Source organism: Actinacidiphila sp. bgisy144, from assembly GCF_057708105.1.
The window spans coordinates 148406-162750 of sequence record NZ_JBYIRM010000001.1; the positions used below are offsets into that span (position 1 = coordinate 148406).

Here is a 14345-nt window from a genome sequence, read left to right on the forward strand (position 1 = left end):
GGCGCGGCGGTTCAGCCCAGGACGGCCAGCGCGTCGATCTCGATCAGCAGGCCGGCGGGCAGGCCGACGTAGACCGTCGTACGGGCCGCGGGCGGCTGCTCCAGGTCGGCGAAGTAGGCGTTGTAGAGGTCGTTCAGCTCGGCGAAGTGCGCGGTGTCGGTGAGGTAGACGCGGACCATCACCACGTCCTCCCAGCTCGCGCCGCCCGCGGTGAGCACCGCTTCCACGTTCGCGAGGGTCTGGAGGGTCTGCTCGCGCAGCGTCGGGCCGGCCGGGGTCGGCGCCTGGCCCGCCACCGCGGGCAGGAAACCGACCTGGCCGGCGACCTGGAGGATGTTGCCCTTGCGCACGCCGTGCGAGAACTTCGCCGGCGGGACGGTGTGCGTGGGCGGGGTGATCGCGGTCTTGGGGTGGTCGCTCATGCGTCGGTGTCCTCGTCGCTCGGTTCGTCTTCGTCAAGGTGGTGGCCGCGGGGGCCTGGGTCGTCGTCGCGCGGGCCGCCGGCCGACCGGCCGGACAGCTCCTCCCCCACCGCGTAGGCGGTCCGCAGGATCAGCGGGCGCAGCCGCAGCAACTCCTCGGCGCCGACCACCACGTTGGGGGCGGAGACGGACATCGCCGCGCAGACCCGGCCGTCGGGGCCGTGGATCGGCGCGCCGACGCAGTTGATGGACTCCTCGTGGCCGCCGAGGTCGCTCGCCCAGCCCTGCTCGCGCACCCGGGCCAGCTCCGCGAGGAACGCGGCCGCGTCCGGCGTCGAACGGGCGGTGTAGCGCGGGTAGTCCAGCCGTTCGGCGACCGCGCGCCGCTCGGGTTCGGGCAGGTCGGCCAGCAGCAGTTTGGCGACGGCGGCGACCGTGATGGCGACCGGGCGGCCGATCCGGGAGTACATCCGCACCGGGTAGCGGCTGTCCACCTTGTCGATGTAGACCACCTCGCCCTGCTCGTACACCGCCAAGTGCACGGTGTGGCCGGTGCGTTCGTTGAGCGCGGCCAGGTGCGGGTGGGCGATCTCGCGGATGTCCAGCGCTTCGACGGCCTGCTGGGCGAGTGCGAACAGGCGGGCGCCGAGCCGGTAGCGCTGGTCCTGCTGGCGGTAGACGAGGCCGTGCTCGTGCAGGGTGCGCAGCAGCCGCAGCGCGGTCGACTTGTGCACGCCCAGCCGGGTGGCGACCTGTTCCAGGCCGGCCGGTCCCTCGGCGAGCAGCGGCAGGATGCTCAGCGCCCGGTCCACGGTCTGGCTCATCCCGGCACCCCCGCGGCCGCCGCCCGGGTCCACCCCGGGCCCAGCCGCAGCCCGGCCCACGCCTCGTCGTCGAGCGCCGCCAGCGCGTCGCAGCGCGCCCGCGGCGGCGGCACCGCGAGGTCGTCGGGGACGGTCAGGGCGGCGGCGGCCAGCAGGTGGCCGTGGCGCATCCGGTCGCGCAGCGGCAGCCCGCGCAGCGTCGCCGACAGGAACCCGGCGGCGAAGGCGTCGCCCGCGCCGACGTGCGCGACCACGTCCACGGCCGGTGCGGGCACGTGCAGCCGCACCCCGCCGCCGGCCGCGGTGTGCGGCCGGGCGGCTCCTTCCGGCCCGTCGGCCGAGCCCAGGCCGGCCAGTTCCGCGGGCAGCCGGGACTGCTGCGCGACGAACACCGTGGCCCCGGCGGCGCCCTGCTTGACCACCAGCACCGCCGGCTCCGGCAGCGCGGCCCGTACCGCGTCCGCGTCGGGCAGGCCCCAGGCCGCCTGGGCCTCGTCCTCCCCGACGAAGACCAGGTCGCAGCCGCGGGCGAGGTCGGCCAGCCGCCAGGGGTCGGCGTCCCGCCACAGCGCGGGGCGGTGGTTGACGTCGAAGGAGACCAGCGGGCGGCCGGGTTCGCGGTGGGTGAGGCGGGTCATCAGGGCCTGGCAGGTCGCCGAGAGCGCGCCGGTGATGCCGGTCAGGTGCAGCACCCGGCCGGCCCACACATCGCGGCGGCGCACCAGCGCGGGCGACAGCGCGGAGGCCGCAGAGCCCTTGCGGTAGTAGACGACCTCGGCGCGGCCGGCTCGGCGGTCGAGGGTGGTGGCGCGCTCCTGCGCGGTGCGGAAGTAGACGCCGGTGGGCCGGTGCGGGTCGCGCTGCACCGCGCCGACGTCCACGCCCGCCGCGGCGATGGTGTCCACCAGGTGGTCGCCGAAGCCGTCCGCGCCGACCCGGCTCACCCAGCGGGTGGCGTGCCCGGCGCGGGCGAGCGTGCAGGCCACGTTGGACTCCGCGCCGCCGATGGCCCGGTCGAAGGAGGGGACGTCGGCGAGCGGGCCGGGCCGGGAGGGCACGAAGGTGACCATGGACTCGCCCAGGCACACCACGTCGACGTGTTCGGTGCTCGGCGGTGCGCTCACGCGGGTCTCCGTTCTCGTCGGGGCGGCGGGCGGCCGGTCCTCGGCGCCCGTTGACCTCGCGCCGACCAGGATGTTAGACAACGGAGGACAAGATACGCAACGGCCGTTGCACACAGCGCAACGGCGGTACGACGAGACGCCGGCACCGCCGGAGCGCCTCCCGGGAGGGTGGATGGACATCGACGAGCAGGTCGCGGCGCTGGACGGCGAGCGGGTCGACCACCGGTTCAAGGGCCTGCCGCCGGACGCCGAGGGGCTGACCGTGGGCGAACTGGCCGCGCAGCGCCGCGACCTGTTCGGCGGCGGCTTCACCACCCCGCTGCTCGTGCTGTCCGAAGAGGCCCTGGAGCACAACCTGGCCGCGCTGGAGGAGTACACCGCCCGGTACGGGCTGGCCTTCGCCCCGCACGGCAAGACGTCGATGGCCCCGCAGCTGTTCGCCCGCCAACTCGCCCGCGGCGCCTGGGGGATCACCCTGGCCGTACCCCACCAGGTGCGGGTGGCACGGGCGTTCGGGGTGCCGCGGATCTTCCTGGCCAACCAGCTGGTCGACGCTGCCGCGCTGCGCTGGGTCGGCGCCGAACTGGACGCCGACCCGGACTTCACCTTCGTCGCCTACGTCGACTCGCTGCGCGCGGTCGAGCTGATGGACGCCGAGCTGCGCGCGGCCGGGGTACGGCGGCGGCTGGACGTGGTGGTGGAGCTGGGCGCCGGGCAGGGCGCGCGGACCGGGGTGCGCACCGACCGCGAGGCGCAGGCCGTCGCGGCGGCGGTGTCGGCGGCGGGCGCGCTGCGCCTGGTGGGCGTGGCCGGCTACGAGGGCGAGGTGCCGGCGGCCGACCCCGAGCGGGTCCGGGCCTACTTGAACCGGCTGGTGGCGCTCGCGGCCGCGCTCGACCGGGCCGGGCACTTCGCGGACGCCGAGGAGATCATCGTCAGCGCGGGCGGCTCGGCGTGGTTCGACGCGGTCGCCGACGTCCTCGCCGACGTCCCGGAGCTGTCCCGCCCGGTGCTGCGGCTGCTGCGCTCGGGCGCGTACGTCACCCATGACGACGACCACTACCGGCGGATCACCCCCTTCAACCGGGTGCCCGCCGACGGCGACCTGCAACCGGCCTTCCGGCTGTGGGCGCAGGTGGTCTCCCGGCCCGCGCCGGACCAGGCGTTCCTCAACGCCGGCAAGCGCGACGCCCCTTACGACCTCGGGCTGCCCGCGCCCCGCACGGTCCGCTCGGCCCGTGACGGCTCGACCCGCGCCGCGCCGGAGGGGCTGGAGGTGGTCAAGCTCTCCGACCAGCACGCCTGGTTGCGGGTGCCGCCCGGGGACGGCCTGGAGGTCGGCGACTGGGTGGCGCTGGGCGTGTCCCACCCGTGCACCACCTTCGACAAGTGGGTGCTCATCCCGGTCGCCCGGGCGGACGGCACGGTCACGTCGTACGTCCGCACGTACTTCTGACGCCGCCGCGTGGCGCCCCGTCCGCCGCCGGGTGGGAACCGGCGCGGCGCGACCGGGCGTGCTTGCTGACAGCAGCCCGGGGGGCTCCGTCATGGAGGTCGGTATGCAGCATCAGTCGTGGGGCCTGAGCGGCCCGCAGTTCCTGGCGCTCTACGCCGTGCTGGCGGTCGTGGCGGTGGCGGCGGTGCCGCTGCTGTGGTCGCCGCTGCGTACGGCCCGCGCGCATACCGGGCGACCCGTCGGCACTCGGAGTGACGTGTACACGCTCGCACTGGTCAGCGGTGGCGGGAAGCGCGTGGTGGACACCGCCGTGCAGGCGCTCCTGGCCGCCGGGCAGGTCCGGGTCAGTCGCGACCACCGGATCAGGCCCGTGTCCGGCGCGACGGCCGCCGAACCCGTGCAGCAGGCGGTGCTGTCGGCGATCACGGCGCTGGACGGTGCGGATCTGCACGGCGTCCGCGCACGGGCGGGCGACAGTGCCGCCGTGCGCTCTGTGCACGACGAGGCAGTCGGGCAGGGCCTGGTGCTGGGCGGCCGTCAGCGGAAACGGGCTCGGCGGGCGCTGCTGGCTCCCGCCGCGGTCCTCGTGCTGGGCGTGGTGCGCGTGGTCCACGGGATCGCGGCCGGGCGACCGGTGATACTGCTGTGCGTCGAGTTGACCGCCCTGGTCGCGGCCCTCGTGCTGCTGGGTGCCCGATCCCCCCGGCTGACCGCCGCCGGGCGGCAGTTACGGGCGCTGGCCGGCGGCGGCCCCGCCGATCTCCCGTCTCCGCTGCTGTTCGGCAACTACGGCGGCGGCTACCCCGCTTCGACGCCGGCCGTCGTCCTGGGCGTGGCGGCGTTCGGCGCCGTCGGCCTGGCCGACGCGGAACTGCGCACGGCGCTGTACGGCAGCGTGTCGATGTCCTCCTCCGGCGGCGGCAGCAGTTGTGGCGGGAGCAGCTGCGGTGGCGGCGGATGCGGTGGGGGCGGCTGCGGGGGGTGCGGCGGATGACCGGCGCGGCAGCGTACGCCGAAGCGCCGCGTCTGGGCTACGGCATCGGATGGCGACCGGCGATCGACCTGGCCGTGGAGCGGCTGGCCGGGGTGGAGTTCGTCGAGGCGGTCGCGGAGAACCTCGCCCCGGGCCGGCTGCCGGACTCTCTGCGGGCGCTGCGCGAGCGCGGCGTCCCGGTGGTCCCGCACGGGGTGTCGCTGTCGCTCGGCGGGGCGGAACCCCCGGACCCCGTCCGGTTGGCCCATCTCGCCTCCTGCGCTGCCGCGTTGGGGTCCCCGCTGGTCAGCGAGCACATCGCCTTCACCCGGGCCGGCGGCCTCGAGGCCGGTCACCTGCTGCCGGTGCCGCGTACCCGTGCGGCACTCGACGTCGTCGTGGCGAACGTCCGCGCCGCCCAGAGGGAACTGCCCGTGCCCCTCGCGCTGGAGAACATCGCACCGCTGTTCCGCTGGCCGGGCGAGGAGTTGACCGAGGGCCGCTTCCTGGCCGAACTCGCCGACCGTACCGGTGCGTTGCTGCTGGTCGACGTGGCCAACCTGCATACCGCGCACGTCAACCTCGGCATCGACCCGCGGGCCGTGCTCGACGAACTTCCCCTGGACCGGCTCGGATACGTGCACGTGGCCGGTGGCGCGGAGCGTGACGGCATCTGGCACGACACGCACACCCACCCGGTGACCGCGCCCGTTCTCGAGGTGCTCGCCGAACTGGCGTCGCGGACCCGTGTCCCCGGAGTGCTGCTGGAGCGCGACGGCGCCTACCCGGCCGACGCCGAGCTCGCCGCCGAACTGGCCGCGATCCGCACCGCCGTCACCGGAGCCGGCCGTGCCCGCTGAGCCGTACGGCCCCGACCGGGCGTGCGGCCCGTCCCACGATGCGCATGACCCGGACGACCCGCACGACCCGCGCACCGCCCTGGCCGCGGCCCAGCACGCCCTGCTCGCCTGCCTCGTGGCCGGCGCATCCGCACCCGACGGGTTCGACCGGCAGCGGCTCGCCGTCCAGGCCCGGGCCCTCCTCGCCAAGCGGGCCCGCACCGCGGCCGCCCACCACCCGTGGCTCGCCGCCGCCCTCGGCGAGGGCGCCTACCGGTCCGCCTTCGCCGACTACGCCCGCGCCCACCCGTTGCCGGCCGGCGGCTCCCACCCGGACGCCGCGGCCTTCGAGGCCCACCTCCGCGTGCACGGCCTGCTCCCCCCGGCCGACCGTCCCCGTCCCCGCCGCCGGGACCGGTGGCGCCGGCGGACCGGCTGACCGCCCCGGCCGCACCCGCGGGGGCCCGATCCGGCCTTTTGCGGATGTAAGGCAAGATGGCTGGCCATGGAGCTGGTATTTCGCGAAGCGCTGGTCGTGGACGGGACCGGTGGCCGCCCGTACGTCGCCGACGTCGGCGTGGACGGCGGGCGGATCACCGAGATCCGGCGGGAGCGCGACGGCGGGACCCGGCTGAGCGCGCGGCTCGCGGTGGACGCGCACGGTCTGGCGCTGGCCCCCGGGTTCATCGACATGCACGCGCACAGCGACCTCGCGCTGCTCACCGACCCCGTCCACGAGGCGAAGGCCGCACAGGGCGTCACCCTGGAGGTGCTGGGCCAGGACGGCCTGTCGTACGCGCCGGTCGACGACCTCGCCCTGAAGGAGCTGCGCACCCAGATCGCCGGGTGGAACGGCTACGGCTCCGACGCCGACTTCACCTGGCGCGGTGTCGGCGAGTACCTGGACCGGCTGGACCGGGGCATCGCGGTCAACGCCGCCTACCTGGTGCCGCAGGGCACCGTCCGGGCCATGGTGATGGGCTGGGCCGACCGGCCGCCGACCGGGCGCGAGCTGGACCGGATGAAGGAGGAGGTCGCCCGCGGCCTGGCCGAGGGCGCCGTCGGCATGTCCTCCGGGCTGACCTACACCCCGGGCATGTACGCCTCCGACGCCGAACTGACCGAACTGTGCCGGGTGGTGGCCGCCCACGACGGCTACTACTGCCCGCACCACCGCTCCTACGGCGCGGGCGCGCTGGCCGCGTACGAGGAGATGATCGCGCTCGCCCGCGAGTCGGGGTGCGCCCTGCACCTCGCCCACGCCACGATGAACTTCGCCGAGAACACCGGCCGCGCCCCCGAACTGCTCGCCCTGCTCGACCGGGCCCTGGACGCCGGCGTCGACATCACCCTCGACACCTACCCCTACACCCCGGGCTGCACCACCCTGGTGGCTCTGCTGCCCAGTTGGGCCGCGGAAGGCGGCCCCGAGGCGACCCTCGCGCGGCTGCGGGAGGACCGCACGGCCGAGGCGATCCGGGTGGCCCTGGAGGTCGAGGGCTCCGACGGCTGCCACGGGGTGCCCGTCGACTGGTCCACCATCGAGGTCTCGGGCGTCGCGAACCCCGCCCTGTCCCCCCGCATCGGCACCCGGGTGGCCGACTGGCCCGCCGCCCGCCGCCTGCTGCTCGACGACCACCTCGGCACCACCATCCTCCAGCACGTCGGCGACGAGTCCAACGTCCGCACGATCATGCGCCACCGCGCGCACACCGCCGGCTCCGACGGCATCCTGCGCGGCGCCAAACCGCACCCCCGCGCCTACGGCACCTTCCCCGAGTACCTCGGCCGCTACGTACGGGAGTTGGGCGTGCTGACGCTGGAGGAGTGCGTGGCGCACCTCAGCGGGCGGCCCGCGGCCCGGCTGCGGCTGCCCGACCGCGGCCTGGTCCGCCCCGGCTACCGCGCCGACCTGGTGCTCTTCGACCCGGACACGGTCGCGTCCGGCGCCACCTTCGACCACCCGCGCACCCTGCCCACGGGCATCCCGTACGTGCTGGTCGACGGCCGCTTCGTGATGTCCGACGGCCGCCGCACCGGCGTTCTCGCCGGCCGCTCCGTCCGCCGCTCCCCACCCCGCCCCGGCCGCCGCTGACCCCCGCACCGCGCGTCGCCTTGTAGTGGGCTGCCCGAGCTACGCGCGGCCTGATGCTCACCGAGGCCATCGGTCCCGGCCGTTCGCATCCGCTTGCCCATATGGGTGACGGCTTGCGTGAACTCCGATTCAGCCTCGGTCATGACGGCAACGCCGTCCGTCTGACCTACTGGCTTGCCCCTGATCGCCGGATCGTGCTGCTGACCGTGTTCCGCAAGACGCGGATGCGGGAGGATACGGAAGTGGATCGCGCCAAGCAGGCCAGAAAGCTCTGTGAGACCGAGCGCCACACAGCCCACGACGAGTTCACTCGCGACGTCACGAAGGGAGAGGACCTGTGAACCACGCTCGATGGAAACTCGCCCGCGAGCGGAAGACCGTGGAAGGCGGCACCGAGCCCCCCGAGGTGGAGGCGATGCGCGCCGAGATCCGGATGGTTTTCGACCTCGGACAAGCGGTGTACGACCGACGGACCGAGTTGGGTATGTCCCAGACCGAACTCGCCAGGCGGGCACGCATGACGCAACCGCAGGTGTCGAAGCTCGAACTCGGCGGCACCGTGCCCACCCTTCCGCTGCTTGCCCGCCTGGCCGAGGCGCTCGACGCGTCGCTCAACATCGCTCTTGACGGTGGCACCTCCACCGTCGAGTTCATCGCCCACGCCGCATGAGGCCCCTGGTGGGGCCAGATTCCGTCCGGCGGATCATGACGCCTTAGGTGCAGCGCATGCACGGCACGCTCACCGAACACGCCCGGTGCCTTTACGGTGACGAGTACGGTCCGACCCCGGCATGTGGTCAGGAGCACCGCGAGCACTACTTTGTCGAAGAGCTGACGTTCGCCGATGCGGACGCGATCCTGTCGAGGAGCTCACGCAGCGAGCCGAAGAGCTGGAGGCCCGTTGACGGAGCCGGCCCGTCAGGGCCTGAACCACAGCCGAGTCGGGGCAACGGCGACAGTGCCCGTGAAGACGTAGGCACCCTTGGTCAACCCGAGCCGGTGGAGGGGGCGGGGGGTGGGGCGGAGAGGGCGGTCAGGAGGAGTTGGGCGGCCTGGTCGGGGTCGCTGGTGATGCGGGCGCCGAGGTGTTCGGCCCGAAGCCGCTCGTTCGGGGTGAGGGTCGGGCTGTAGAAGACGACCGCGCCCTGGTAGTCCTGGTCCCGCCGGGCCGCCTCGATCAGCTCGAAGCCGTGGCCGCGCAGGCCGAACGCGGCAACGTGGCACAGCACCGCGGCCGGGCGGCGCGCGAGCCAGTCGTCCCACAGCACCTGGTTGAAGGCGAACTCCCGGCCCAGACCGCTGCGTTGCAGCGCGAACCCCACCGACCCCGCCGCCTCGCCCGTGAAGCCGACCAGCACCACGACCGGCGGCGGCCCGCCCCGCGCCTCCGGCTGCGACCGCGGCGGCGACGCCGCGCGCCCGCCGTAGCCGGACTGCGGGTAGGCCGCGGGGTAGCCACCGGCGCCCTGCTGGTCGAGCGCCGGGCTGACCGGGTCGGCCGGCCCCGCCGGCCGGGCCGCGCCCTGTTGCGGCGCACCGCCCGGATCGGACCGCTGCGCCCCGTACGGTGAGCCCGTCGGCCCGGCCGCCCCCGCGGTCAACGCACCCCAGTCCGGGGTCTGTTCACCGCCCGAAGGCGGCGCGGCCCCGCCGGAGCGCTCCTCCCCGGCCGCCTGCGCCGGCACTCCGCCCGGCCGCGCCGACGCCGCCTCCGGCGGCCCGAACTGCCCTTGTCCGTACGGCTGTTGCTGCTGCGTAAACGGCGGTTGCGGCCCCTCCGGGCGCTGTTGCGCCACCTGCCCGTACGGCGCCTGCCCGTACGCAGCCTGCCCGTACGGTGCCTGCTCCGACGGCGACGGGCGGTCGACCCCCTCCCGCAGGCGCTGGAACACCAGATCCGAACCCTCGAGCATCCGCAGCCCCCGCAGCAGCGACACGAACGCCGGATCGGCGGCCAGCACCGGGAAACTCTCCGGCAGTTCGCGCTCCAGCAGCCGCAGCGAGGTCTCGCGCTCGGCCTGGTCGTTCTCCGCCGGCAGCGCCACCGAGTGCGGGCCGAGGAAGTCCGCCAGCAGCCGCTCGCTGCCCGTCGTCCACCCCGCCCCGGCCCGCAGCAGCGTGCGGACCTCGCAGTAGGAGAAGAAGGTCTCGACCACCTCGGGCTGCGAGCCGGGCTCGTTCTGGACGGTCATCAGCCGGTAGAAGTCGATGTAGAGCTGCTGGATCAGCAGGGTGCGCAGCACCGCCTCGGTGCCGAGGCCGGACCAGATGGGATTGAGGTTCGCCTCCAGCAGCAGCCCGTTGACCAGGCGCTTGACCCGGCGCGGGTTGCGGGCGACCCGGTAGGCGATCAGCTCCACCAGCCGCTGGTCCTGGTCGAGCAGGTCGGCGATCCCGGCCCGCCGGGCGCACCGCTGAACGTAGTGCTGGATGTCGCGGTTGCCGGGCGCGGGGATGCGGTAGGTGGTCTGGAAGATCTTCTCCATGAAGGCGGCGCCGGCCGGGGTGAGGTTGCGCAGCATGCCGTCCTCGTTCATCGCCTCCGCGTCGCAGCCGATCACGAAGGCGAGCCCGGGCACGTCCAGGTAGACCTTGAGCGCCTCGCACAGCGCGAGCACGGTCTCCTGGGAGCAGCGGTCGAGGTCGTCGATGAAGACCACCAGCAGTCGGCCTGGGCCGCCCCGGCGCGGCACGGCCGTCCAGTCCGCGAGCATCACGCGCAGCGCCTCCCGCATCTGGTTGCGCGCGGTGGCGTCCGCGGACAGCGCGCGCCACAGCCCGTCCACCATCCCGGCCACCCCCAGCGGCGCCGCGAGCAGCAGCGTGAGCGCGCGCAGCAGCCGGGCCGGGCCGCTGCCGCTGCGCAGCCGGCGCAGCGTGCGGCGCAGGATGTTCGGGTCGAGCTGCGCCAGCACGGACTTGATCAGCCCTTCGAGCGCGTCGGCGCCGGTCGCGCTCCAGGCGTTGTACCAGACGGTGTGCACGCCGTCGGTGTGCTTCAGCCGGCCGTCGACCAGCCGCATCAGGCTGCTCTTGCCCATCCCCCAGCCGCCGTCCACCGCGAGGGTGAAGGGCGTGGCGTGCCGGGAGGCGAGCAGCAGCGCGGACAGCTGCTCGGCCGCCCAGCGGGCGCCCAGTTCGTCGTCGTCGGCGCCGGAGACCGGTTCGTCGTTGAGCAGCATCAGTCCGCCGAGGGCGCCCTCCCCCCTGCGCAGGGTGCCGGGCACGGCGAGCGGCGGGGTGGGCCACGGTTGCTGCGCCATGCCCGAAGTCTCCCAGTCCGGCCGCCGCCGCGGGCCCGCCTCGGCGAAATCCGCGCCGCGCCCTCGCGGCCGCCCGCCCGCCGGCCCCCGGCCGCCCCGGGCACCCTGGAGACCCCTCCCCGTCCACGTGGTGGAAAACACCGCGCGGTCGCGCCGACCCCGCCGTAAGGTGACCGGCATGCAGGTGATCCAGTCCACGAAGCTCGCGAACGTCTGTTATGAGATCCGGGGTCCGGTTCTTGAGGAGGCGATGCGGCTGGAGGCGGCCGGGCACCGCATCCTGAAGCTGAACACCGGCAACCCGGCGCCGTTCGGGTTCGACTGCCCGCCGGAGATCCTCGAGGACATGCTGCGCACCCTGGGTGATGCGCACGGCTACGGGGACGCGAAGGGGCTGCTGTCGGCGCGGCGCGCGGTCATGCAGCACTACCAGACCAAGGGCATCCCGCTGGACGTCGAGGACATCTACCTCGGCAACGGCGTCTCCGAACTGATCCAGATGTCGATGCAGGCGATGCTCGACGACGGCGACGAGGTGCTGGTCCCCGCCCCCGACTACCCGCTGTGGACCGCCTCGGTCTCGCTGGCCGGCGGCACCGCGGTGCACTACCGCTGCGACGAGCAGTCCGACTGGATGCCGGACCTCGCCGACATCGAGCGCAAGGTCACCGACCGCACCAAGGCGATCGTGGTGATCAACCCGAACAACCCGACCGGCGCGGTCTACGACGACGAGCTGCTGCGCGGCATCACCGACATCGCCCGCCGCCACCGCCTGGTGGTCTGCTCCGACGAGATCTACGACAAGATCCTCTACGACGACGCGACCCACACCCCGACCGCGGCGATCGCCCCCGACCTGCTCACCCTCACCTTCAACGGCCTGTCCAAGGCGTACCGGGTGGCCGGCTTCCGCAGCGGCTGGCTGGCGGTGTGCGGCCCGAAGAAGGACGCGGCCAGCTACATCGAGGGCCTGACGATCCTGGCGAACATGCGGCTGTGCGCGAACATGCCCGCGCAGCACGCCATCGCGACCGCGCTCGGCGGCCACCAGTCGATCAACTCGCTGGTGCTGCCCGGCGGCCGGCTGCTGGCCCAGCGCGACGCGACCTACGAGGCGCTGCTGGAGATCCCGGGCGTCACGTGCGTGAAGCCCAAGGGCGCGCTGTACGCCTTCCCGCGGCTGGACCCGAAGGTGTACAAGATCAAGGACGACCGGCAGATGGTGCTGGACCTGCTGCGCGCGGAGAAGATCATGATCGTGCACGGCACCGGGTTCAACTGGATGGAGCCGGACCACTTCCGTATCGTCACGCTGCCGCGCGCGGAGGACCTGCGCGAGGCGGTCGGCCGGATCGGCCGCTTCCTCGACGGCTACAGCCAGCCGTAGCGCTCGTCCCCGGTGGGGCGCGGGGCGGCTGCCCCGCGCCCCCGACCGCTCGGCCCGGGTGACCGCTCAGCCCAGGCGCGAGACCAGGGCCTTGTACTCCTCCCACAGCTCGGTGGGCGCGTGGGCGCCGAAGGTCTCCAGGTGGGACGGGATCAGCGCCGCCTCCTCCCGCCACACCTCGCGGTCGACGCTCAGCAGCAGCTCCAGGTCGTCCGCGGTCAGGCCCAGGCCGTCCAGGTCGAGGGAGCCGTCGGCCGGCAGCACCCCGATCGGGGTGCGCACCCCGTCGGCCTCGCCGTTGAGCCGCTGCACGATCCACTTCAGCACCCGGCTGTTCTCGCCGAACCCGGGCCACACGAAGCGCCCGGCCGCGTCCTTGCGGAACCAGTTGACGTAGTAGATCTTCGGCAGCTTCGCCGGGTCGTGCTCCTTGCCGAGCTTGAGCCAGTGGGCGAAGTAGTCGCCCATGTTGTAGCCGCAGAACGGCAGCATCGCGAACGGGTCCCGGCGCAGCTCACCGACCTTGCCCTCGGCGGCGGCGGTCTTCTCGCTGGCGACGTTGGCGCCGAGGAAGACGCCGTGCTGCCAGTCGAAGGACTCGGTGACCAGCGGCACCGCCGAGGCGCGGCGGCCGCCGAAGAGGATCGCGGAGATCGGCACCCCGCGCGGGTCCTCCCACTCCGGCGCGATGATCGGGCACTGGGCGGCCGGCACCGTGAAGCGGGCGTTGGGGTGGGCGGCCGGGGTGCCGCGCTCCGGCGTCCAGTCCTCGCCCTTCCAGTCGGTGAGGTGGGCCGGCGGCTGCTCGGTCATGCCCTCCCACCACACGTCGCCGTCGTCGGTGAGCGCGACGTTGGTGAAGACCGCGTTGCCGTACATCGTCTTCATCGCGTTGGCGTTGGTGTGCTCGCCGGTGCCGGGGGCGACGCCGAAGAAGCCGGCCTCGGGGTTGATCGCGTACAGCCGGCCGTCCGCGCCGAACCGCATCCAGGCGATGTCGTCGCCGATGGTCTCCACGCTCCAGCCGGCGACGGTCGGCTCCAGCATGGCGAGGTTGGTCTTGCCGCAGGCCGACGGGAAGGCCGCGGCGACATACTTCGCCTCCCCGCGCGGCGGGGTGAGCTTCAGGATCAGCATGTGCTCGGCGAGCCAGCCCTCGTCGCGGGCCATCACCGAGGCGATCCGCAGCGCGTAGCACTTCTTGCCGAGCAGGGCGTTGCCGCCGTAGCCGGAGCCGTAGGACCAGATCTCGCGGTCCTCGGGGAAGTGCGAGATGTACTTCGTGCTGTTGCACGGCCACGGCACGTCGGTCCGGCCGTCGGTGAGCGGGGCGCCGACGGAGTGCACGGCCTTGACGAAGGCGCCGTCGGTGCCCAGCGCGTCGAGCACCGGGCGGCCCATCCGGGTCATGGTGCGCATCGACACCGCGACGTAGGCAGAGTCGGTGAGCTCCACGCCCATCGCCGACAGCTCCGAGCCGAGCGGGCCCATGCAGAACGGCACCACGTACATGGTCCGGCCGCGCATGGCGCCGCGGAACAGCCCGCCCTCGCCGCTGCCGGGGGCGCCGGTGAAGATCTCCCGCATCTCGGCGGGCGCCTTCCAGTGGTTCGTCGGGCCCGCGTCGGCCTCGCGCCGCGAGCAGATGAAGGTCCGGTCCTCGACCCGCGCCACGTCCGTGGGGTCGGACGCCGCGTAGTACGAGTTGGGGCGCAGGGCCGGGTCGAGCTTGGTGAAGGTGCCCTTGGCGACGAGTTCACCGGCGAGGCGGTGGTACTCCTCCTCCGAGCCGTCGCACCAGACGACCTCGTCGGGCTGGGTGAGGTCGGCGATCTCGCCGACCCAGTCGATCAGTTCCTGATGGTTGGTGGGAGCCGTAATACCGCGCGCCACGATCGCTCCGTCCCGCCGGGTCCGCACAGACCGGCGTGGTGTGAGGGTGTTGTCTCGGCCCCGTGG

General features: G+C 73.9%; 11 protein-coding genes and 1 pseudogene. 7 read left to right on the plus strand and 5 right to left on the minus strand.

What is annotated here, in order from left to right:
* Nucleotides 1-11: 11 nt before the first annotated feature.
* The 3 genes from AC3EVP_RS00735 to AC3EVP_RS00745 are packed head-to-tail and all read right to left on the minus strand — an operon-like array spanning nt 12 to nt 2316.
* Entirely contained in the window at nt 12-422 is a 411-nt protein-coding gene (locus AC3EVP_RS00735) for a RidA family protein (protein ID WP_335980771.1), read from the minus strand.
* Complete coding sequence (locus AC3EVP_RS00740; RefSeq protein ID WP_435124733.1) at nt 419-1246, minus strand: IclR family transcriptional regulator; 828 nt, start codon at nt 1244-1246, stop codon at nt 419-421. The genes AC3EVP_RS00735 and AC3EVP_RS00740 overlap by 4 nt, the downstream gene beginning before the upstream one ends.
* On the minus strand, nt 1243-2316 hold the full coding sequence (locus tag AC3EVP_RS00745) for a sugar kinase (RefSeq protein WP_435125557.1): 1074 nt from the start codon (nt 2314-2316) through the stop codon (nt 1243-1245). Before AC3EVP_RS00745 ends, AC3EVP_RS00740 begins: the two co-directional genes overlap by 4 nt.
* Before the next feature lie 226 nt (nt 2317-2542).
* On the opposite strand from AC3EVP_RS00745, the gene AC3EVP_RS00750 reads away from it, so the two are divergent.
* From AC3EVP_RS00750 to AC3EVP_RS00775, 6 genes and pseudogenes are all read left to right on the plus strand, one after another.
* Nucleotides 2543-3826: an alanine racemase gene (locus AC3EVP_RS00750; RefSeq protein WP_435124736.1), complete on the plus strand. Its 1284-nt coding sequence runs from the start codon at nt 2543-2545 to the stop codon at nt 3824-3826.
* Between the two features lie 103 nt (nt 3827-3929).
* Nucleotides 3930-4820, plus strand: coding sequence for a TIGR04222 domain-containing membrane protein (locus tag AC3EVP_RS00755; RefSeq protein ID WP_435124738.1), 891 nt, complete (start codon nt 3930-3932; stop codon nt 4818-4820).
* Nucleotides 4817-6077 (plus strand): annotated as a pseudogene (locus AC3EVP_RS00760) (MbnB/TglH/ChrH family RiPP precursor modification enzyme). The gene AC3EVP_RS00755 and the pseudogene AC3EVP_RS00760 overlap by 4 nt, the downstream one beginning before the upstream one ends.
* Before the next feature lie 66 nt (nt 6078-6143).
* Nucleotides 6144-7733: an N-acyl-D-amino-acid deacylase family protein gene (locus AC3EVP_RS00765; RefSeq protein WP_435124741.1), complete on the plus strand. Its 1590-nt coding sequence runs from the start codon at nt 6144-6146 to the stop codon at nt 7731-7733.
* Nucleotides 7734-7786: 53 nt separating this feature from the next.
* Nucleotides 7787-8074, plus strand: coding sequence for a type II toxin-antitoxin system RelE/ParE family toxin (locus AC3EVP_RS00770; protein ID WP_335980777.1), 288 nt, complete (start codon nt 7787-7789; stop codon nt 8072-8074).
* Nucleotides 8071-8403, plus strand: coding sequence for a helix-turn-helix transcriptional regulator (locus AC3EVP_RS00775; RefSeq protein ID WP_435124745.1), 333 nt, complete (start codon nt 8071-8073; stop codon nt 8401-8403). Before AC3EVP_RS00770 ends, AC3EVP_RS00775 begins: the two co-directional genes overlap by 4 nt.
* 316 nt (nt 8404-8719) lie before the next feature.
* Here AC3EVP_RS00775 and AC3EVP_RS00780 read toward each other — a convergent pair whose 3' ends face one another.
* Nucleotides 8720-10996: a KAP family P-loop NTPase fold protein gene (locus AC3EVP_RS00780; protein WP_435124748.1), complete on the minus strand. Its 2277-nt coding sequence runs from the start codon at nt 10994-10996 to the stop codon at nt 8720-8722.
* 178 nt (nt 10997-11174) lie between these two features.
* On the opposite strand from AC3EVP_RS00780, the gene AC3EVP_RS00785 reads away from it, so the two are divergent.
* Nucleotides 11175-12386 (plus strand): pyridoxal phosphate-dependent aminotransferase, encoded by a 1212-nt coding sequence (locus tag AC3EVP_RS00785; RefSeq protein ID WP_435124751.1) that lies wholly within the window; start codon nt 11175-11177, stop codon nt 12384-12386.
* A 66-nt stretch (nt 12387-12452) separates the two neighbouring features.
* Here the strand turns inward: AC3EVP_RS00785 and AC3EVP_RS00790 are convergent, their stop codons facing one another.
* Entirely contained in the window at nt 12453-14279 is a 1827-nt protein-coding gene (locus AC3EVP_RS00790) for a phosphoenolpyruvate carboxykinase (GTP) (RefSeq protein ID WP_435124754.1), read from the minus strand.
* Nucleotides 14280-14345 lie beyond the last annotated feature (66 nt).

Bases quoted from the DNA above. Each gene is read 5' to 3' on its own strand.
- AC3EVP_RS00780 (WP_435124748.1), bottom strand. From the start codon at position 10,996: ATGGCGCAGCAACCGTGGCCCACCCCGCCGCTCGCCGTGCCCGGCACC.
- AC3EVP_RS00755 (WP_435124738.1), top strand. From the start codon at position 3,930: ATGCAGCATCAGTCGTGGGGCCTGAGCGGCCCGCAGTTCCTGGCGCTC.
- AC3EVP_RS00765 (WP_435124741.1), top strand. From the start codon at position 6,144: ATGGAGCTGGTATTTCGCGAAGCGCTGGTCGTGGACGGGACCGGTGGC.
- AC3EVP_RS00785 (WP_435124751.1), top strand. From the start codon at position 11,175: ATGCAGGTGATCCAGTCCACGAAGCTCGCGAACGTCTGTTATGAGATC.
- AC3EVP_RS00745 (WP_435125557.1), bottom strand. From the start codon at position 2,316: ATGGTCACCTTCGTGCCCTCCCGGCCCGGCCCGCTCGCCGACGTCCCC.
- AC3EVP_RS00750 (WP_435124736.1), top strand. From the start codon at position 2,543: ATGGACATCGACGAGCAGGTCGCGGCGCTGGACGGCGAGCGGGTCGAC.
- AC3EVP_RS00740 (WP_435124733.1), bottom strand. From the start codon at position 1,246: ATGAGCCAGACCGTGGACCGGGCGCTGAGCATCCTGCCGCTGCTCGCC.
- AC3EVP_RS00735 (WP_335980771.1), bottom strand. From the start codon at position 422: ATGAGCGACCACCCCAAGACCGCGATCACCCCGCCCACGCACACCGTC.
- AC3EVP_RS00770 (WP_335980777.1), top strand. From the start codon at position 7,787: ATGCTCACCGAGGCCATCGGTCCCGGCCGTTCGCATCCGCTTGCCCAT.